Origin of the sequence: Colwellia sp. PAMC 20917 (assembly GCF_001767295.1) — a bacterium.
Classification (GTDB): Bacteria; Pseudomonadota; Gammaproteobacteria; order Enterobacterales; family Alteromonadaceae; genus Colwellia_A.
On sequence record NZ_CP014944.1, the window covers coordinates 2,920,423 to 2,941,237 of the forward strand.

Below are 20,815 nucleotides of genomic sequence, written 5' to 3' on the forward strand. Positions count from 1 at the left end.
AGATATAGTTATCCACATATATAAATATGCATTGTTTGACTATAAATATTACCGATTAATCGAATAATCTGACTGGCAAAGAAGACTATTTATTGTGGTGAATTCAAAGCGAAATTAGGACCGTTTTGTGCATTTTGCGACATTTTAGTAATATTATTTAAGTAATTAATTTATACATAGAAAATGCTACACATGCGCTAAAAATAAAACGTTTAACTTGCAGAAGTTCGCTTTAAATTCTAATTTTGATTGGTTAGGTGATTTCCCTGTAAGTCATTATTAGGCCTTATAAGCCTATGGAAAATTGGTCACATATGGATATTCAGGAAGAATATAATATAGTAATTAAGCTAGAACTCAGCTAAATTTCATTTCCTTTATGGCTATAGTTATATAGATTTGCTTAGGTGTTGGTTTAGCTTTTTATGTAACCTTATGTGCGGACAGAGGGGTAAAGGTAAATTTGCATTGGTTAAACGGGCTTAATAAGTCGCTCAAGAGTGAAAATTTGCAGTTGGCTGTTTTCGCTCCGTTCAACATTTTACCCAACTACAAATTTCTCCTTAGCGGGGCTTTGGTACAATAATTAGAGATCAAACATGAAAAAGATACTTGATGAATATAAAGAGTTTGCGCTTAAAGGCAATGTAATGGATATGGCGATTGGTATCGTTATTGGCGGTGCATTTGCTACGATTGCTTCTAGCTTAGTTGCTAATATTATTGCACCAATTATAGGTTTGCTATCAAGTGGTGTGGATACTGTTGACTTGTTTCTCGTTTTAAAAGAAGGGGCAGTTGGAACGCCTTATTTGAGCCTAGACCAAGCCAACAAAGATGGCGCTGTAACCCTTAGCTATGGTCTTTTTATTAACAGTGTTTTTAGCTTTCTTATTGTCTCCTGGATTACATTTATATTGATAAAAGCAATTAATAGAATCAATAGAAAAGAAGAAAGAGATATATTCAACAAAACCAAGGATTGCCCAATGTGCTTTTCAGAAATTCATAAAAAAGCGATGATATGCCCTAATTGCACATCGAAAATCGAGACAATTACCTAACAAGGCGGAGCGCTTCGCGTTTGCAGTTTACGACGTTGGTATGACTTAGCTAGCAGTAAAAAAGGTTAGGGAATAGAAAGCACAAAGCGCTAATATAACTGCCACTATCAATGAACCAGAGAGACAAGGCTATGAGCATGATTAAGGATTTCAAAAAATTTGCGGTGAAGGGAAATGTCGTCGACATGGCGGCCGGAATCGTTATTGGGGTGGCGTTCGGGAAAATCATCACAGCATTGGTTTCTGGGGTTATTATGCCTCCGATTGGCGTGCTATTAGGTGGCGTAAACTTTTCTGATTTAGCAATTGTCATCAAGGAGGCTGTAGGCGAAGCGCCAGCAGTGGTGATAAGTTACGGAGCATTTATTCAAACCATTGTTGATTTCACTATCATTGCATTTGTAATATTTATGGTTGTTATAGGAATCAATAAACTAAAGAAAAAAGAAGAGGAAGCGCCTAAAACTCCCAGCCCCCCTTCTAAGGAGGAGATGTTGCTAACGGAAATACGTGATTTACTTAAATCTAAATCATGATGACTGTTTGAAGATAAAATGTGTAACAAATCGCATGCAGTCGGACGCGGCATTATCGATACAAGATCTAATCGAATCTGTCCATTAGCTGTAATTGCTAATGTCTCTTTTACGCTAAGCGGAAGCTAGAACACTGTTATGTCTAACGTCTTTTGCAAGTCTTAAACCAGCCCCACAAGTGAGCAGAAAATCTTGGCTAATATTGCCCTAAATATGCTCCTGAATTTGCAAAGGCTAATGTCCGCAATTGGCTCAGCCTGTGTGAAAACGTTTTGATCACTTTTTCGAATAAGCACCGGATACTTATGATCAATCAATCTCAAAACAAGATAATATATCACTCAATATTTGCTATAATATTCATTAGGTTAATTGATTATATGTTGGCTGTATGTCACGTCATATTAAAGGTTTATCTCGCTCCCAAGCAACCCTCTTTCCAGAAATGCTTGAAGATTTTGTCGCTAAAGAAAATCCTGTTAGAGTAATTGATGTATTTGTCGATGGTTTAGATTTAGAAAACCTTGGTTTCAAAGGTGTTCAATCTAAAGCAACTGGCCGACCTGGTTATCACCCCGCCATATTACTCAAAATTTATATCTATGGTTATTTAAACCGAATTCAGTCATCACGCTGTCTAGAGCGAGAAACACAACGTAATGTTGAACTTATGTGGCTCACGGAGCGTTTATCCCCAGACTTTAAAACGATTGCTGACTTTAGAAAAGATAACCACAGTGGAATTAAAAACACCTGTAAAACCTTCGTTCAAATGTGCCATAAATTCAATATGTTTAGTGAAGCGACTGTTGCTATAGATGGTAGTAAGTTTAAGGCATCCAACAACAAAGATAAAAACTACACTCCAAGTAAAATGAAGTCTCATATTGAGCGAGTAGAAAAGCATATTAATAATTATTTTTTGAAGCTTGAACAGTCAGATTCACAAGAGAACACATCACAATACATTGCTAATATTGAATCTAAATTAGATTTCTTAAAACAACACCTCGTTGAACTAAAAGAGATGGAATTAGCCGTCAATAATCATCCTGATAAACAAGTATCAACAGTCGATCCTGATTCTCGCTTGATGAAAACACAGGGCATGACACGAGCGATTTGCTATAACATACAAAGCGCTGTCGATACTAAACATCATTTAATTGTTGCTCACGAAGTCACCAATACAACAGATAGGGGGCAGTTGTGCAATATGACCAAACTGACACTTAAAGCGTTAGGGAAAAGTGTTACAACAATATTGGCAGATAAGGGTTATTACAGCCGACAAGATATTAAAGATACTCAAGATTTAGGTGTATCGACGCTTGTACCAAAAACCGATACATCAGGCTCAGAAAAGAAGGGAATTTTTAACAAGTCACTGTTTGAATATAATCAAGATAATGATGTTTATATTTGCCCTGCGGGCAATGAGCTTCAACATCGATTCAATGCGATAGAAGGAGGGTTAGATATCAAAATTTACTTCAATGGTATGGCTTGTAAAAATTGCACTATCCGAAGCCAATGTACCCGTTCTAAAAAAGACCCAAGAAGAATGAGACGTTGGATCCATGAAGCTGATATGGAAAAAATGGAAGCCTTGCTCAAAGCAACGCCTGATGCGATGCTTCAACGAAAACAAACGGTTGAACATCCCTTTGGTACGATTAAGTTGTGGGCAGGAGCCACGCACCTTTTAACAAGAGGGTTTAAAAATGTCAGTACAGAATTGAACCTGCATGTATTGGCGTATAATTTAAAAAGAATGCTCAATATATTTGGAATAGAAAAGTTGATGAAGGAAGTGATGTTGCCGTAAGAGGTAACTCTTTCCTTAAAAGACCCAAATATGTTTCAAATAGGAGCCAATATCAGCAATTTTGAACGAATAAAAAATATAAAGCATGGATATTCATAAATATCGGCTTCGCTACGCGAAGCCTTCTAAATAGCTGATATAAACCCTCAATAATGAAAACTTACAATAATTAGTTTTCACACAGGCTGGGCTAGCAGTTGCCCTAAGGCTCAGCTAATAACTAATGACTGCAAAGTCGGTTCTGCTAACATTAGTTACGCAAATCCTAACGGCTGTTATGTACAAAGCTATTCCACTTAATAGAAAATAGTTTACACACTTCTGTTTGACCAATTAAGCCTTGTTCAAATAATTTCTTAGCGTATGCTCGCCTAACCTTCACATCTGGAAATTCATTTTTAAAAAATTCAATTGCAGCTTGGCTTCTTTGTTCTAACCTTTCATTTTCTAGTATTAACTGGCGGTGCTCCTCTTCTATCTGTCGTAAATGCTCAATTCGCTCGACAGACAATCGAGTAAATTTCTTTCTCCATACATCGACAGTTGTAGCATTAATTTTATGCTTCTTATAAAACTCCGAGTCACCTCGCCCCTGATTTTCCAAAGCTTTTAAAATATTACATATCTGCTCTGCTGAATATTTGTACTTTGTCATCAGTTTATTCTCTATAAAACCATTCACCTATAGTAAAAACCTTAAGAAAAACGCAATAAAACACTATTAAATAAGGGGGTTACTAACTATCTTTTCCTTAAAGCAATTGGTCGTATGTAAATTTGATTTAATTTGAGTTTAAATATATCCCCGTAATCAGTGGAACTAAAAAGGTTTGATTTTGGCAATACATGAACGGTCACTTTTTGACCAAACGAAATTACTATGCTACGCTTGATTGCTCACAAAGTAAACAATTATTTTTTTAGGATCAAAATTTTTAGAGATATCTCATGAGCAAAAAAGTACAATGCGAACAAACATAGAGGCCGACACATATTCCGGTTTAATTCTAAAAAGAATGGTAATGGCATTATTGGCTGCGGCATTAAGGTCGAGTCATTTTTAGAATACTGTTACGCATGTATTTTTGAATGTGACCCAAACATAATCTCTTTTGCTAGCCAGCCTGAAACAATGCATTCAGAAGTTGGTGATAACGAAAAACCCAAAGGAAAAACGCCTGATTTTCTTGTGAAATATGCCAATGGCAGCTCAGAATATATTGAAGTTCACTGGTCAAAAAAAGTTGATGAGGAATACCGAGATAAGATAGAACATTTCTCTAATTACTCTGCTTCTAAAGGTCAATCTAAAATCCGCATCGTCACTGAGCTAGGGTTAACACCTTTTATCCGTGTGAATTACCAGTTAATTGCAGATTGTATGTCTCAAGAGCTGTCTTTTTCAATTGAAGATTGTGAACTACCCGAACATATCACTTTGAATGAGCTAATCGAGACTCTTAGCAACTACACAGAGACTCACATCGAAGAGGCTTATTACTTAATAGCCATTGGATATTACGAGTTCGACATGGCTTCATTATTGCGATGCGATACAGCATTGAAAAAGGTGTCGTAATGTTAGAAGGCGTTAATATTGGCTCAAAATTTCATAACCCACAAGGTGGTATTGAAACAATAATTTTCAAAGATGCGTATAGCTATATGCTTGAAGAGGATGAAGACAAAACAAAAAAACATCTTATTGAATCAGACACTTTTGAAAAGCACCTTGAACAGCAGAAGTACATTCAAAAGTTAACTGAAAGGCCACATCTACAACTAAATGAATATCAAAAGGCTGACAGGGATGAACGCTTAAAGTATATCCTTACTCTAAAAGATTTAGTTCACGAACAAAAACTTAGCCCTACAATAGAAAATACTTATAATTTTTTAATTGAGGAAGTTGAAAAGCGCCACCCTGAAACTCAAGCAAGTAAGCACCCTGCCCATAAAACCATCGCTAAATATTGGCGGTGTTGGGTGGTATCTGGTTTTGATAATGACAGTCTCGCTAGCAAGAGAAGAAATGCTCCTACACGTTTAAACTCAGCAACTGAAGCTCAAATCCAACACCATATTGCAACACTTTGGTCAGACAGTAATTCAAAACTAAAAACGGCTCATTACAAAGCATATAAGTTGCAGGTTGAAGAAAAATCTCAGGGTAACCCCTCAATAAAAGTTGCTAGTGAGCGTACATTTTATCGCAGACTTGCTGCGTTAAGTGAAATTGAAGATAAGCTTAACAATCCAAATACCTCTCAAGCAACAAAAAATCAACTGTCTCTTACTTTAAGGCGACGTATTCGTACTTATTTCGCCATGCAAAGAGTTGAGCTAGATCGGATGCATGTAAATATGTGCCTAGTTGATGACGAAACACTTGAGCCAACTAAGCCGATATCTCTCTATACAGCGATAGACTGCATGACACGAAATATACTAGGTGTCGTTGTTGATTATGGACAAGGTGAAAACAAAGAAAATGTTTTAAATCTTATTCGACAATGTTACTTAGCAGATAACAACCTTATTGCTAAAGGCAAACCTGTAGTAATGGTGATGGACAATGGCTCAGGCTTTAATAATGCTGCGATTTGGAAAACTTGCAAACGATTAAACATAACACCAGTTTACACTCCCTCAAATCAACCAGCAAAAAAGCCTTTTGTCGAATCCTATAATAACGTTCTTCGAGCTTCCTTTTTTAGAGGTATGATTATCACAGATAGTAAGGGCAATAAAACCGTCGGTTTCAATAGCTACAAAGGAAAAAGAACCGATTATTAGGCGACAATTAGCTTGGCCGGGTCGCGACAATTAGGTTGACCGGTTTTGGTACACTTTAGATATATCAAATTCAATAGAGAAAGATATGTCTGGAAAACCCATAACCAAGCAACAGGTTAATTTATATATGTCTTATCGTAAGGATCATAAACAAACAGCAGCCGCTGCCCAATCTGGTATGTCAGAGCGTACAGCTCGGCGTATCGAATCCGGCCAGCATTCAACCACACATCTCCCTAGGGTTTATCGAACACGCAAAAATCCATTTAATGGTGCGTTTGAAGAGCATCTAGTGCCATTGCTCAAAGCAGATCCTGAACTTCAACCCATAACTTTATTAGATCAGCTCGATACACTCATGCCAGGTAAATTTGGTCACAATCATTTACGTACGTTACAACGTCGAGTCAAAAAGTGGTTGGCAACTGAAGGGCCAGAGCAAGAAGTTATCTTTCGTCAAAAGTACATGCCAGGGTTTATGGGGATATCTGATTACACTTGGATGAACAAACTTGAAATATCTATTGCAGGCCAAGCATTTTCTCATAAGCTTTTTCATTACAAGTTAGTGTTCAGTGGCTGGACGTATGCTCAACTTGTCTTTGGTGGTGAAAGTTTCGAATCACTCTCTACAGGTTTACAAAATGCATTTTGGCGCAGTGGTGGTGTACCACAGACACACCGAACCGATAGCTTAAGTGCTGCATTCAATAATCATTATGAACAGGAAGCGTTAACTGAACGCTATCAAAAGCTATGTGCTCACTATAGCGTTGTTGCGACGCGTAACAATAAAGGTGTAGCTCATGAAAATGGTGCGATTGAAGTGGCACATAGCCATTTAAAACGAAAAGTAGATCAGCAATTACGACTACGTGGCAGTCGTGATTTCGCGACAATTACCGAGTACCAATCGTTTCTTGATGTAATTGTCGCCAAAATTAATCGCCAATGCAAAACTCGATTTGATGAAGAGCGCAAGCACTTAAATGATTTGCCTAAACGTCGTACCAACGACTTCTGCGAACAATACGTTAAAGTTACCTCTAGCAGCACCATCAGTGTTAAACGTGTGACGTATACCGTACCTTCTAGATTAATTAGTCATCGATTACTTGTACACATTTATGATACTCGGCTGGATTTATTTCTTGGTCATGAAAAAACGTTATCCCTGTCTAGAGTCTATGCTCAAGGACACTTAAGATCACGAGCAGTAGATTATAAACATGTGATCCACTCACTTGCGAAAAAGCCCAATGCGTTCAAATACTCGCAGTTACGAGAAGATTTGATCCCAGAAGGTGACTTCAGTTTGTTGTGGCAGCAGTTAACAGCAGAGCATGTTAGCGATAAAGACTGTCGTTATATGGTTGAATTATTGTTACTCGCTCATAACTATAATTGCGAGCATGCCCTTGGTCGTTATGTCTTGAAAAACCACGAGCAAGGTAAGTTTATATCTATTGATATGTGCCGTAAATTGTTTGCCCCTAGCACGCTCGTCATACCAAACATTGTCAGTCATCAACATCAAATAAGTGATTACGATATATTGCTTGGAGGGTTACATGGCTAATATTCTAAGCTTACCAATATTACTGAAAGAGCTGCGCTTAAGTGCGATAGCCAAAGAATGGGAAGTCCTTGCCCAAAAGGCTGTTTCACAGGAGTGGGAGCCTGAATTATTCCTTGCCGAGCTATGTGAACTTGAAGCTAATCATCGTCATGAAAGTCGATTAAAACGGTTACTTAAAGAGAGTAAATTACCCGTAGGTAAACAACTACATCAATATAAATTTGACGAAATAGAAGGTATTACGTCACTGCAAATGAAACAAAAAGTTAATCAGATTGACTGGCTTAGACAAGGCCATAATATCTTATTGTTTGGTGCTAGTGGTTTAGGGAAAACTCACTTAGCGTGTGCTATTGGTTACTCATTACTTGAAAAAGCAGTGCGCGTTAAATTCAGCACTAGTACAGCTATTGTTCAAGAACTCCAACGTGCAAAAGAAACGTTGGGCTTAACTGATGCCCTAAGAAAACTCGATAAATATGAGCTGTTGATATTAGATGATATCGGCTATGTGAAAAAGACTGATAGTGAAAGTCAGGTGTTGTTTGAACTGATTGCACATCGTTATGAACGAGGCAGTTTGTTGATCACATCGAATCAAGCATTCAGTGAGTGGGATAGTATATTTGGTGACAACATGATGACTGTTGCTGCTATCGACAGACTTGTTCACCACAGTGATATCTATCAAATAAAAGGAGAAAGTTACCGAAAAAAACAAGCTATGCAACTAAATTCAAATACCGGCCAAGTTAATTGACGCCAACCGGACAAGTTAGTTGACGTCTAATAACCGATATTGATAACGAAAAACTTGAGATGACACTACAAAAATATGCAGATATAAAAGTTAGCGACTTTCTTCGCTTACTCAATATTTTTCTTACTGAATATTCCCATAAAATTCATAAAGAAACGAAAGTTGCCCCTATAATGGCGTGGAACGAATCCATTAAGCGAACCCCACGACCCCATGTTTCCTATCACCAAGCAAAGCAAGGTTTTCATGTATTCAAAGAAAAGAAAACAAATAAGTTACAGGGACGAGGAACCGTTCGCTTACTTGGTCAGGATTTCTTTAATTACGAACTTAAACTAATTCATATGGCAATGAGTAAATACGTAAAAAAAGGTGAAAACCCCGATATCGAGGTGTTTTTTGACCCCTTCGACGCACGCTATGTCACGGTTAGCTTTATTGACCCAATAACGGGTAAAGAAAGGGACATCATGGCTGATAACATCAATTTGGACATTATGCCTAAAATGGTGTCCTTCGATGAATTAAAAGGGTTTAAGCCCAAAAGCTATGACATATTGCAAGAGAAAAAGCATGACATCACAGGTTATTACCAGGGGAAAATTGAAAGGTTTTATTCCCAAGCAACACGCCCAAAAAGAAGTGGAACTCAGCCAGCGTCCTTTGAAGAAAACAATGCCAAAGAGTTAAGTGTTGAAGAGCGTATTAAACAATCTCATTGTGAAAAACCAAAGGCTAACAGAGAGCCAAAATCCTTTTATGCAAACCTTAAAGCTATAGATGATAAAACAGCGCCTAAGACTAAAGCGCCAAAAGAATCTATGACAACAACGCCAAGTGGTAAGAAACGAAAATGGTAGTGGTAAATAAAGTTAAGCGTGAGCCTGCAAAGATGCCAAGCTCTCTTGTAAAGCATGATTCTCTAAAAATTGCATGGCAACGAATATGTCGAGTACATGCGATGCATTCGCAACCTAAAAATAAAAAGGGGGTGCTTATCTATGGTGTGTCTGGAGAAGGAAAGTCCTACCTAGTAAAGCAATATGAAACATTGTTTCCACAACAAAAAATTCGTGAAAAAACTATAATGCCTGTATTTCTTTACCGATTCAAAGAATCTAAAAAACAAGTAGACGACATTTTAAAGCTATTGATAAAAGCACTCGGTACAACTCCCCCTAAGGGAAAGACAGAGCCAGGTGAATTAGATGAACAATTTTGCCACTTAATAAAAGAGCTAGGCGTTGAACTTATTATTCTTGATGAAATCCAGCAAGTCTTACCCAACACAGATGGTGTGACGGCTCTTAATACACTTAAGTATTTATGTAGTTTACTTGATGGACTCAGTGCTTCAATAGTATTTATCGGCAGTGAGAGAGCAATGCGCTTACTAACATTTGGGAAAACAGAGAAAGCGGTAGATGATAACGAACAATTGAGTCGTAGAATGATGCGGTCAGTGAAGCTAGAACGTATTGAGCCAAGAACCGATGATTGGCTAGATTGTATTAACTGGTTCATTGATAAAATCCAATTTCCCTTTTTAAACTACAAGGATGGCCCTTTACTGAACAGGCTTTACCTAGCATATATGGAACGAAGTTTTAGTACACTAGAGAGCTTGTTTTTACTAGAGGACATGTCGGGTATTCAAGACAAACAAGAGCTAATAGCTAGATTAAAAGATAATTATGATATCTATGGAAAAGCCAAGCTTAACCCCTTTTGTTCAACTGATATTTCAGACGAAGAAGTTAATACACATATCAATCATGTGTTCCAGACAAGCCACTAGGAATTAATAATGCAACTTTCAATTACACCTATAGCATTCCCTGATGAAAGTAACATTGGTTTTGCCTTAAGAGTGGCGCTACGCAATGGTTTTACTTACGTTGACAGAGTGTATCCTAAGTCAATAATAAATAAAATTATAAGAGGTAATCCTGTAACTACTCCATTTCCGATCGACTTGAAGCCTAGGCTATATCACTCTGTACAGACTTATATTACAACACCATTATTCGAGTGCCATATTCAAATAGAGCCGAAGGTTTGCTTAAGATGCATTAGAGAAAAAGGGTATATTAAAATGGAAGTACAAAGTCCATTCATCCACCTGTGCTCATCACATCATGAACCACTAATTGACAAATGTTATACCTGTAATAATCAATTAACTTGGGATATTGCTTTGCTTAAAGGGAGGTGTACTTCAAAGCAATGCGGCATAAAGTTAATTCCAGTTCCTCCAACTCAGCTCCCCCTATTATTAGAAGCGCAAGTTGCAGATTGCTTACTTGCCTCATACTTTCTAAACAATCAAGAAGAGCTCCTTTTAAAGCAACCTCGTTATCCATCACTTCCCAATTACCAAGAAAAAATCAGAGAAGGTTTTGAATTCCTTAACTGCCATACAGATGCACGAAATTGGATGCACAAATGTATCAATCAACACTCATCTTTTTTCCCGACGAATTTTGCTGCGATAAATATAACTCTATTATTCAATAATCTAAAAGCTATCTGGCCTATAAGCTGTGTCCTCCAGCAATATGAAGCTATTGAACGTACAAGTTCCAGTAATGAAATTAAACCACTCTGCATAGACATAACAACTGCTAGCAAATTATTGGGTGTTTCTAAGGTGGGAATTAAAATCCTTTTAGAAAATGATTTTATAAAATCTAAAGGAACAAAAACACTTCACTACAAATCAATTATAGATATATCACCTGTAATAGAATTATTTTCCCCTCATTTCATTTCTAATATTATGAAACCTCTTTCGGAGCAGAAAGAAAGTCTGATCTATAACAATATTTGTCTGAGCAATATATTTTTAGCCGTCAAGGAAGATAAATTAAATATAGGATTTCAACCCAGCTCAGACCTTATGTCTTCACTTTATTGCGCACCTGATGATTTAAAGGTTTTAATAAAAAAAAAGCGTCATCATAATATACAAATGACCATATCTAATTTGGGTGAAATCGAAGAAAGTAAGCTGTTTAGTGACTCTAGTAGAGAAAGAAGTCTTAGGTATAAAAAAAGCAATCAACTAGGTTTTAACTTTTAACTAACCGCTCTCAATATATCAAGCTCATTTTTTGCGTTGGTAAGTCACACCTTGCAATGCTAACTTTTGCCACTTTGGTGACTTTAGCATTTTAGAATTAATACTGAAAATTTTTGTATGTTTTGATCTACAGCGGACATGGATGAACAACCACTCTACGCTAGAAGTTTCCAGATAGCTGACGTTCCCCTTAGTTGAATACAGGTGTCGTTTGATAATAACTTTTTACCAATAAGCAGCTAAGTTCGAGTGTGAACTAAGCCACCATAGCAGTCATTCTGCGTTCACTTTTTAACGATCACTTTGTGCGCTTTGCTGACGTTAGCTACTGGTTGTTCTTTAGGTCACTGATTAGCCATAAGCCGACATTAGCTTTTGAGTTACTAACGGCAGCTCAGAGCCTAAAGCGGTCATAAGCGAATTCGAACGATCTGACTATATTGAGCGAAAAACAATCATACGATTAATCAAATGTGACTGACGGCAATAGAGTGATCACCGGACAGTCAGTGACTTTTCACATTTTAACTGACTTTAACGATAGCGGACTGTCGGTTATTACATTACTTGGTCTATTAGCACACTCGAATTACCCAATTGCTATAGCATTCATCGCCAATACGACGCTGCAACCTGCATAGGCAGTCACATTTTTTGATATAAGGTGTGATATCTAACTCATACCATTAGTATTTATTGTGTCGGGTTTATTTACACAATTGATACTTTTAAATAAGTAATGTTTATTAAATTATTGTTTTTAATAAATTAAATAGTCACGGCGTGATTTTTGCTATGTTTAATGTATTGGGCAGTAGCCTCTTCTTTTTTTGTTATTCTTAAGCACCGTCTGTGCGTGTCTTTCTTAATTTGAAGTCCTTACCTCAGGAATAAATTTTACCCTAAGTAGGCTTAACAATTTATATCTACACGCATATATAATAACCAAGTGACTTTAAATATTTGATTGAATTGTAATGGGTGTCTACGTAATTCCGTTAAGCTTCACCAAGGTGCAAGGGTTTATAAGTTAATTTTTTAATAAATGCCCACTAATTCAGGTGGCATTAAAAAGGGAAGATAATGAAATTTAAATTTTTAAAGCAATTAGCATTGGGTTTTGCTTTAGTTGTAAGTGCTAATGCTACCGCAGGCATCATTAGTAGTACTAATAGCCACATCACATCTGATGGTTCTGTCGTAAATTTATCTGGCCTAGATTGGTTGAGTTGGGATGTAACAACAGGGCAAAGTAGAACGGATATCGAAAATGGTTTCATGGGGTTACTCGATGATGGGTGGCGATATGCGACTGTGATGGAATATAAAACGATGATGGAAAGCGTTTTTGACACGCACAGTGGTTGGAGCGTTGACAACAGCGACGGTGCACTTTGGCTTTACAGTAATTTGTACGGGCACAACGAAGCTTCGACTTTTAATAGTATTCAATATTTTAATTTTTACGGTGATGGTTCGGAGAATGGTGGCACGTTTTCTAGTTACGGCCATTTCAGGTTTTATTCCAGCAGGTTACGTGATATATCCTCCGAAATTACTCACGGTTGGTCAAGATATTCGCAAAATAATGGGTCGATAAGTGCAAGCAAAGATAGGACACGCCAGATGGCATCTGCGTTAGTTCGCGCGAATGTTGTACCCGAGCCGTCCACACTCGCTATTCTTGCATTAGGAATGATTGGTTTAGCATCACGCCGATTTAAGAAACAATCTTAAAAAATTAGTTCCATTTTCAAAATCGATTATCGACGACGGTATGCCTGAATAGACCCATGTAACCCAACGTTGTCGATAATCATCAAGAAGCATCTTCCAGTTTGGTTGATGCTTTTTTTGCTCATAAAGCTGCGTTAATCGACGAATGTGATTTTCTAAAGTTTGTTTTGAAATGGTTAATTTTTCCTCGCCAAATCGATAACCCAAAAAATCAAATTCCTTTTCAATACGCCCAATAAAGGTCTTATCCGGCGCTTGCGCCATTTTTAATTGGTTAAAGTGTTGATTGACTGTTTTCACCGCTTTGCGCAAGTGCCAGCGGGTTTTGGCTAATACAATGACGTCATCCATATATCGGCGATAAAAATAGCGTGTGTCACCTTCCATCTGTTTATCTAAGGATGTTAAGTAGTAAGCTGCGATAACCGGTGAGAGTGAGCAGCCTCTTGATATACCGCAGGTAATGGACTTAAACGTACCGCCTCTTTCAACGGTACGTTTCACAAATTGCACTAACAAGCGCCAGATAAAAGGGTCGGTGATGTCTTTGTCCAGTTGCTTGAGCAATATCGTATGGTCAATCGACTCATAATAGCGCTTCACATCGGTTTTCATCACGTAGCGATAATTCGGCAAAGCTGCGTGCAAGGCACTCACGGTCGCTTTTAACCCACCATGCCCTTTGATATGAGTGCAATGTGGCGATAATGCCAAGGCATCTGGTAAGGCCATTGCTAACATTTTTAATACCAGCGCATCTTGTGATGACCACAAATGAATACTTTCACCATCGGCTTTGGTGACCACACTGAGCGGCATGAAGGTGTAATCTTGTTTGTTGAGTGTTTGCAGCAGCTCACCACGGATAGTGTGCCAGTGAAAACGCAGATGCCAGATATCGGCATTGGCGGGAAAGTTACGCCGCTGCTTACACAACCATGAATAAGCGGTATCGAGAGTGGCTTCGGTGAAAACATGTTTGGTATCTAGCATGGCTTAAGCATAGCTGAATGACCGCTAAGTGAACAAGCTTTGGTTGTTTTCAGAAAAGCTGAATGACGGGTGTTGGCCGACGGATAGAGAACGTTCCTAAAGATGGGTTTTAGTAGCAAAATACACCAATATAACTCTAAGTGCTTATGTCTGCTTTGTCGGATCACTTGCCGTTAGATAAGCCAAGGCTAACGTCCGCAATCGTATCAGAGAAGACCTTTTTGGTGCTGATTTAGGGTGTTAGGAAAGGTCTCTTTTGTGGCATTAGTTAGCGTTAATATGTGAAATAGCACCGTCCGCAATGAGCTTTCAGCAGTCATAGAGGCTGTCCTCGCTCTATAACATTATTTTACTTTTTTGATCATAAAATTAGCATCAAAGTTGATTTGGGGAACGTCCACTTTCCTAATGATTTTCAATTCTGCTGTCGAATGTCTAAGATCAACTAACGGGTGCTTAGTTGACCTCGATAAATTCTTAATATCAAAAGTTTTATTCAGCTTAGCACTTTTCTGACCTAGTATTAAAACTAAAAATCCGCATCAAAAGGGCTGATTGGAAAAAGTGATCAACCTTTAGTGTTAAATGCTTCATTGAAGGTGTTTATTGCCAATATCATTATGTAAACCTTTTAATAATTGTTTACCCCTCAAGTTACTGTTTAAAAAACAGGCTTGTGGTTAATTTCGAGGGGAATAGTACAAAACCCTTTTTAGTGTTAATTTGAAAGGTTGAAAAAACATTGTGAAGATATGGGTATACCATTATCTCAATTCACAAGAATGAAGTTGCTGGAGGTTTTGAGGGTTAGTTGATAATCGACAATGGTTTATTAGTACACACTTTGTGTGTACTAATGGATAATACATCTAGTTCATAGGGTGACTGTTATGAAAATTCAAAAAATCGAAACAGATGAACAACTTGCGGCAGCTATAGCACGCGTTGATGAGGTTTGGAACTCTGTTGATGTAAGTGAAATATATGAACTTAATGAGTTAGTATCGCTTATTGAAAATTACGAAGAAAAATACATAAAATAAAAAGTGGAGAATCTCTAGCAGCAGTGCCACGTAATTGTATTTGCCTAAGCCAACCAATTACATTTAACTATACCACAACATTTCGGCCTTATTAAAGTTGTCACTTTGGATAAGTTGAACACTGATAATGCTCACTTTTGCCACATTCGAGACGTTAGCTTTTTAGAATTTACATTGAAATAATTTGTATGTTTTGATCTGCAGCGGACATCGCTTCACGACCACATTGCATTAGCTGTTCCCTGTAGCGGAAGTTCGGTATAGATGAGAACAGATGTATATTGATGATGATTTTTGCCAAAAAACCAGTAAATCTGAGTGCGAACTAAGCCACAAAACCGGGCAGTCCCAGATTTGGTGGTATGGCTTCAAAGTGCTCATTATAGTTTTCAAGTTTAAGCTAGGTACGAGTTATGTATCACATCACAATTTTTAAAATCCAAAATAGTGACTTGACTTAATACCATGAAAATATTAGATTAAAGTTCTTATTGTAGAAATATTCTTGTTTCAAATCAATTTGAAAAGGCAACCTTGAGAGAAATCCATGGACGCAAAGGCTCTAACCGCACACGAAAGTAGGTTGAGAGATTGCAGAAAATTAAACATCTAATGTCAACCTCCTGCAAAAATAATACACGCATCTTAAGATGTGAATCAAACTTGTTCAAAATAAAGGATTAATAAATGAAAATTGGTATTATCGATAAATATCGAACTTTTATCTCGGCTTCATTTCTCGTATCACTAGCAGCATGTGGTGGAGGATCAGGTTCGGATTCGAAAGATACAACGCCAGTTCCTATTGCTAATGTTGCGCCAATTGTCTCTGCTGGGGATGATGCTTCTGTAAATGAAACCGAAATTTTTACCTTTAGCAGTTCAGCATCAGACAGTGACGGCACTATTAATAATGTTTTGTGGGAACAAACAGCAGGAGAAAGTATTGTTATATCCAATGCTGATAGCTTAACTGCTGCTTTTACAGCAATTGAAGTAGTTGAAGATACTACTTTAACTTTTCGTTTAACTGTAACTGATGATGATGGAGAACAATCATCAGATGTTGTTAACGTTTTAATTATGAATGTTAATCAGTTACCTACTGTGGCAGCTATCGATGACTTTGAAGTTTTTGAACAGGTAGCGGCAGAGTTAAGTGCGGTAGCTGAAGATATAGACGGTACAATTGCAACGTATAAATGGGAGCAAACAGCAGGAAAAGAAGTCAGCTTAACAAATGCGGAACAACCAACAGCAACTTTTGTTAGTGGTGATTTTACAGCCATTGAAACATTGAGCTTTTCAGTGACGGTTACTGACAATCATGGAGGAAGTGCTACTGATACAATGAATGTTACAGTAAATCCAAATTTCCCACCTGTTGCCGTCATTGGTATTGAAGGTGGAGACAAAGTTATTTCACAGTTTATTACTTCTGGCGATACAGTCACTCTTGTTGGTATGAACTCTTATGATAACGAGTTAAATAACTTAACTTATCAATGGCAACAAATTGATGATACTGGTGTTGAACTAGTAATAACAAATAACAATGCTGCTGATACAAGTTTTGTTGCTAATACTTTAACTTCAGCCGAAACCGTTACTATACAATTAAGCGTAACTGACGAGTTAGGTTTGAGTGATACTGAGCAAGTCCGCATTGCTATTACACCTGTTATCCATGAAAAAATGAATGATACAGGATTAACGTTTTGTGCAGATTATGCTTACGATGGAAGTGGTAATCATAGCAATACTGAAAATTGTGCTGATGTTGTAGATGTGGATGCAGATCCTATTCCCGATGGGCAAGATGCAGATTACGGTCGAGATAAAGTTGCGGCAGACGATAGCGATGGTAGTAAGGGGTTTTCTTTCATTAAGCTAGATGAAAACGGTGAACCATTACCGCAAAATGCAACTGCATGGTCTTGCGTATTAGACAATGTTACAGGCCTTATCTGGGAAGTTAAAGACGAATCAGGCTCTACAGGTATTCGTGATGCTAACAGTAGATACACTTGGTACAACAGTACAGGAATTAATGATGGTGGTTCAGCAGGTACAGAAGATGGTGGTTCTTGTACCGATACGGGTAATTGTGACATTGAAAAATACGGATCAAGCGTGAATGCAGTCAAGCTATGTGGAATTACTACGTGGCGTGTACCTACACATCAAGAATTAAATACTTTAGTTGATTTTAGTCGACAACTACCAAGTGTTGACACTAATTATTTTCACCATACCAAGTCAGGTCTTTATTGGTCATCAACGCCATATAACAACAGTAATAATGCATGGGGAGTTAACTTTAGCGAAGGTTTAAGCTCATCGGCTGGCTCAAGCAAAAACAACTCAGGTTACGTTCGTTTAACGGCAACTAAAGGATAGGAAATCATTATGAAAAAATTACTAATTTTAATATCGGTTGCTTTTATTTCATCTGTTCAAGCTGCTCATACTTGTAATGACAATATTACAAAATCCACTCCGACAGCTAGGTTTACAGATAACGCTGATGGCACAGTAACAGATACAGTAACTGATTTAACTTGGATGCGCTGTACATTAGGGGAATCATGGGATGGGGCAAACTGCACAGGAGCAGCCCAAACATATGATTGGCAGGAAGCTTTAACTGAGGCTGATAGCTCTAATTTAGCAACTCATACTAATTGGCGTTTACCAAATATCAAAGAGATGCAATCAATAGTGGAGTATGCATGCTATGACCCCGCTTTTAACGTAAGTGTCTTCCCTGAATCGAGTAATTCAAATCCACAGTATTGGTCGTCTTCGATATATTCAAAAACAAATTACCATTCTGCTTGGGCATTGTCACAAGCATCAGGCTCAATTTCTGATGAAGTGAAAAGCAACAGTAAATTGGTTCGCTTGGTTAGAGATTAAAAAAATTTATGAAGGGTGCTTAACATTATGAAATATTGAAGCACTCCTTTAATCAATCTAATTAAGATGATACCTGAGTGGCTATATTAAAAAAGGTTCTCTGAAATACATAAATTCAAGCTGTTGGTTTCTAAAACAGTAATTAGAAGCAGTTAACAGAGCGTTAGACTTTTATTCGTCCAGTCTAGCGCCCTCTAATTCATAGGACGTGGAGTAATAAAATGAAAAAATTAGTGTTATTATTAATGTTTGCAGTATTGGGTGGCTGTGCAAGCCATGCTGAAATAAAAATGCCCACGCTTACAGCAGTTCATGATCCTGTATATGAAAACAAAACATTAAATTATGAAGTTTTATATAGTCAGCCAAAACCTGGGATTTTCTCGGGTGGAGAACAATTACCTCTAGCACCATTAGAAAACGCAGAACTTTCTGTTGCTTCGGCATCAACGTTAAGGGATCTTCCTAAATTAATATTTAATCAATTACCAGTTTCTGTTAAGCATTTAGCGGATAATGCGGATTTAACATTAAAACTCGAAATTACAGCGTATGATAAAAAAGGCCCAGCTTATTCTGATCACGAGTTCGCAAAAAGTTTAGGCAAAAATTTACTAACATTAGGTTTTGCATCATCTGAGTATAATATAGTTGCTGATTTTGACGTGAAATATATATTAGAACAGCGTGGTAAAGTAATATTTACTAAAGATTTTAAAGTTAAGGATGAAGTAGACCATGAAAAAGGAGATTTTGATTCTTATAATACTTTAAACGAATTCACATCTCAAATGCTTGAAAAGCACTTTACTTTGACACTACATAGTTTCTTTACAGAAGCAGCTATGCATTTAAAATCCTAAATAAACAAGACGATCAAACGGAAAAATACAACTCGTTGCGATCACATCTAGCGCATTTTAGCCAACTGTATTTTTCCGCTAACTTTTGTTATTGATAAAGAAACTGATCCGAATTCAATTCTAGCCCATTAGTGCTATTTCCAGTGTGGCAAAAGTTAGTTTCCTGATATGGACTCCCACAGGCCGCAATGAGCTTACAGCCTTTATAGAACTTGTTCTCGTTCTATAATTGTATTTTTGCTTTTTTGACCTTGAAATTAACCTCAAAACTGATCTTGGAAACGTCCGCTTTCCTAATAACTTTCAATTCTTCTGTCAAATGTCTTAGGTCAACTAACTGGCGATCAATTGACCTCAAAAAACACTAAAAACTTCAACCTTGTACTTCCGCTTTGCGCACTTAGTGATCGTTAATAATTCAAAAGTGTATGACTGCTGATGGCTTTTGCGACGGTTAGATTAGATTAAGTAAAGTCATTGTGACTCTGAGTACATGAGTACGTGCATTTTTTGCGTACTCATGGCCTCTAAAGTGCAATATTGGCTTAGTTGGCTATCAAAATAAAGTATAAAACCTTTACCTAGGTTCATATAATCTGGCAAGAACTTACCTCTTAAATAATACATTTATATAAAGTTATCCCCCTAATACGCTCCTATGGTAGTGATAACCACAAAAAAATAGCTAGATATTGCTTTTTCTTCTTAGCATACTTTTGTTTGTGTAATGTATGCGATCTCATAATGTAATAAATCTCAATCTATAAGGCAGTAATGTGAACAATTCTCAAGTTAAATGGCAGTCAAAAAATATGGGGGAATTGCAAGTCATTGAATATTAAGGCTGTCACTTGCCTGAGATTCTCAACTTAAGTGGCGGTGATCAGTGCTTCATGTCGTGCTTCAAAATATTTTGACGACAACGTTAAAGAAAATAAAGAAGCATAGGTATATAAATAGATAAGAATAAACCTTGGGTAAATAGCTAAAATGGGCAAAAGACAATAACGGTTAATTGCTGTCTCTTGCACAAGTCTCAACAAAGTTCCACTAGTTCGATGTCGTTAATTTATCTCTCAACTCATTAAGCGCTGTAACTGAAAAACCCTCATCATAAAAATATACAATGATGCCATTTTTATCTAACAGTAACACTCGGGCGTTATTAGGGCTTTCATTTCCAGTGAACGCTTGAACTTTATCACCGTCTTCATAAATTGTAATCACCCCTTTCCAAAGAGGTTTTGGAATACCAGCACGCATACCATTGTCGATAAAAGTACTAAACATTTTTGGGAACAACCCTTGAATAGTCGGGAGCTCATAGACATCAACTTTGGTTTCAGTCATATCTAAACCAATTAACCATCTATCGATATCGAACTGTGAATTTTGTTTGTAGCCTACTAATAATAAGGTAAATTCTTTGTTAAAGTCGGCTGGAATATTGACCATGTTTTCTTCTAATGTTTGTCCGGTAACCGCTGGAAAAGCTTTACCCGTGACTGATTGATTTGTATATTTTGTGCTACAACCTGAGGCAAGGCTGATGAACAAAATCAATAAAAAAATGCGCATATATTTTTACTCGTTGGTTATTATTTTAAATTAAATC

18 protein-coding genes are annotated in these 20,815 nt (G+C 37.2%); 15 read left to right on the plus strand and 3 right to left on the minus strand.

What is annotated here, in order from left to right; genetic code table 11:
• The first annotated feature begins 599 nt into the window (after positions 1–599).
• The 3 genes from mscL (A3Q34_RS12615) (at position 600) to A3Q34_RS12625 (ending at position 3,428) form a co-directional block, all read left to right on the plus strand.
• Positions 600–1,064: a large conductance mechanosensitive channel protein MscL gene (gene mscL / locus A3Q34_RS12615; RefSeq protein WP_070374361.1), complete on the plus strand. Its 465-nt coding sequence runs from the start codon at positions 600–602 to the stop codon at positions 1,062–1,064.
• A gap of 131 nt (positions 1,065–1,195) precedes the next feature.
• Positions 1,196–1,600 carry a large-conductance mechanosensitive channel protein MscL gene (gene mscL, locus A3Q34_RS12620; RefSeq protein ID WP_070377146.1) on the plus strand — a complete coding sequence of 135 codons (405 nt, stop codon included), beginning with the start codon at positions 1,196–1,198 and terminating at the stop codon, positions 1,598–1,600.
• Between the two features lie 391 nt (positions 1,601–1,991).
• A complete protein-coding gene (locus A3Q34_RS12625; RefSeq protein ID WP_070373900.1) occupies positions 1,992–3,428 on the plus strand; it encodes an IS1182 family transposase in 1,437 nt (478 codons plus the stop codon).
• A 265-nt stretch (positions 3,429–3,693) separates the two neighbouring features.
• On the opposite strand, the gene A3Q34_RS12630 is transcribed toward A3Q34_RS12625, so the two are convergent.
• Positions 3,694–4,110: a transposase gene (locus A3Q34_RS12630; protein ID WP_157470978.1), complete on the minus strand. Its 417-nt coding sequence runs from the start codon at positions 4,108–4,110 to the stop codon at positions 3,694–3,696.
• Positions 4,111–4,560: 450 nt separating this feature from the next.
• Between A3Q34_RS12630 and A3Q34_RS12635 the strand changes: the two genes are divergently transcribed.
• The 8 genes from A3Q34_RS12635 (at position 4,561) to A3Q34_RS20930 (ending at position 13,382) form a co-directional block, all read left to right on the plus strand.
• Positions 4,561–5,007, plus strand: coding sequence for a hypothetical protein (locus A3Q34_RS12635; protein ID WP_083278003.1), 447 nt, complete (start codon positions 4,561–4,563; stop codon positions 5,005–5,007).
• Positions 5,007–6,224: an integrase catalytic domain-containing protein gene (locus A3Q34_RS12640; RefSeq protein WP_070375681.1), complete on the plus strand. Its 1,218-nt coding sequence runs from the start codon at positions 5,007–5,009 to the stop codon at positions 6,222–6,224. Before A3Q34_RS12635 ends, A3Q34_RS12640 begins: the two co-directional genes overlap by 1 nt.
• 85 nt (positions 6,225–6,309) lie before the next feature.
• A complete protein-coding gene (istA, locus tag A3Q34_RS12645) occupies positions 6,310–7,803 on the plus strand; it encodes an IS21 family transposase (protein WP_070375682.1) in 1,494 nt (497 codons plus the stop codon).
• Positions 7,796–8,563 (plus strand): IS21-like element helper ATPase IstB, encoded by a 768-nt coding sequence (gene istB, locus A3Q34_RS12650; RefSeq protein WP_070373500.1) that lies wholly within the window; start codon positions 7,796–7,798, stop codon positions 8,561–8,563. Before istA ends, istB begins: the two co-directional genes overlap by 8 nt.
• A gap of 59 nt (positions 8,564–8,622) precedes the next feature.
• Positions 8,623–9,423 (plus strand): hypothetical protein, encoded by an 801-nt coding sequence (locus A3Q34_RS12655; protein ID WP_070375683.1) that lies wholly within the window; start codon positions 8,623–8,625, stop codon positions 9,421–9,423.
• On the plus strand, positions 9,417–10,361 hold the full coding sequence (locus A3Q34_RS12660; protein WP_157470980.1) for a TniB family NTP-binding protein: 945 nt from the start codon (positions 9,417–9,419) through the stop codon (positions 10,359–10,361). Before A3Q34_RS12655 ends, A3Q34_RS12660 begins: the two co-directional genes overlap by 7 nt.
• A 9-nt stretch (positions 10,362–10,370) precedes the next feature.
• Complete coding sequence (locus A3Q34_RS12665; RefSeq protein WP_070375684.1) at positions 10,371–11,645, plus strand: hypothetical protein; 1,275 nt, start codon at positions 10,371–10,373, stop codon at positions 11,643–11,645.
• A 1,083-nt stretch (positions 11,646–12,728) separates the two neighbouring features.
• Entirely contained in the window at positions 12,729–13,382 is a 654-nt protein-coding gene (locus A3Q34_RS20930; protein ID WP_070375685.1) for a PEP-CTERM sorting domain-containing protein, read from the plus strand.
• On the opposite strand, the gene A3Q34_RS12675 is transcribed toward A3Q34_RS20930, so the two are convergent.
• Positions 13,356–14,375, minus strand: coding sequence for a reverse transcriptase/maturase family protein (locus tag A3Q34_RS12675; RefSeq protein WP_070375686.1), 1,020 nt, complete (start codon positions 14,373–14,375; stop codon positions 13,356–13,358). The genes A3Q34_RS20930 and A3Q34_RS12675 overlap by 27 nt on opposite strands.
• Positions 14,376–15,265: 890 nt before the next feature.
• On the opposite strand from A3Q34_RS12675, the gene A3Q34_RS20565 reads away from it, so the two are divergent.
• The 4 genes from A3Q34_RS20565 to A3Q34_RS12690 all read left to right on the plus strand — a co-directional run bounded on the left by A3Q34_RS20565 (position 15,266) and on the right by A3Q34_RS12690 (position 19,200).
• Positions 15,266–15,418: a hypothetical protein gene (locus tag A3Q34_RS20565; RefSeq protein ID WP_157470982.1), complete on the plus strand. Its 153-nt coding sequence runs from the start codon at positions 15,266–15,268 to the stop codon at positions 15,416–15,418.
• 687 nt (positions 15,419–16,105) lie between these two features.
• Positions 16,106–17,818 (plus strand): Lcl C-terminal domain-containing protein, encoded by a 1,713-nt coding sequence (locus A3Q34_RS12680; RefSeq protein WP_070375687.1) that lies wholly within the window; start codon positions 16,106–16,108, stop codon positions 17,816–17,818.
• 9 nt (positions 17,819–17,827) lie between these two features.
• The gene (locus tag A3Q34_RS12685) at positions 17,828–18,337 is read left to right on the plus strand and encodes an Lcl C-terminal domain-containing protein (protein ID WP_070375688.1); all 510 of its coding nucleotides are present in this window, start codon (positions 17,828–17,830) and stop codon (positions 18,335–18,337) included.
• Between the two features lie 221 nt (positions 18,338–18,558).
• Positions 18,559–19,200 (plus strand): hypothetical protein, encoded by a 642-nt coding sequence (locus A3Q34_RS12690; RefSeq protein WP_070375689.1) that lies wholly within the window; start codon positions 18,559–18,561, stop codon positions 19,198–19,200.
• A 1,050-nt stretch (positions 19,201–20,250) separates the two neighbouring features.
• Here the strand turns inward: A3Q34_RS12690 and A3Q34_RS12695 are convergent.
• Entirely contained in the window at positions 20,251–20,778 is a 528-nt protein-coding gene (locus A3Q34_RS12695) for a hypothetical protein (RefSeq protein ID WP_070375690.1), read from the minus strand.
• Positions 20,779–20,815: the final 37 nt, after the last annotated feature.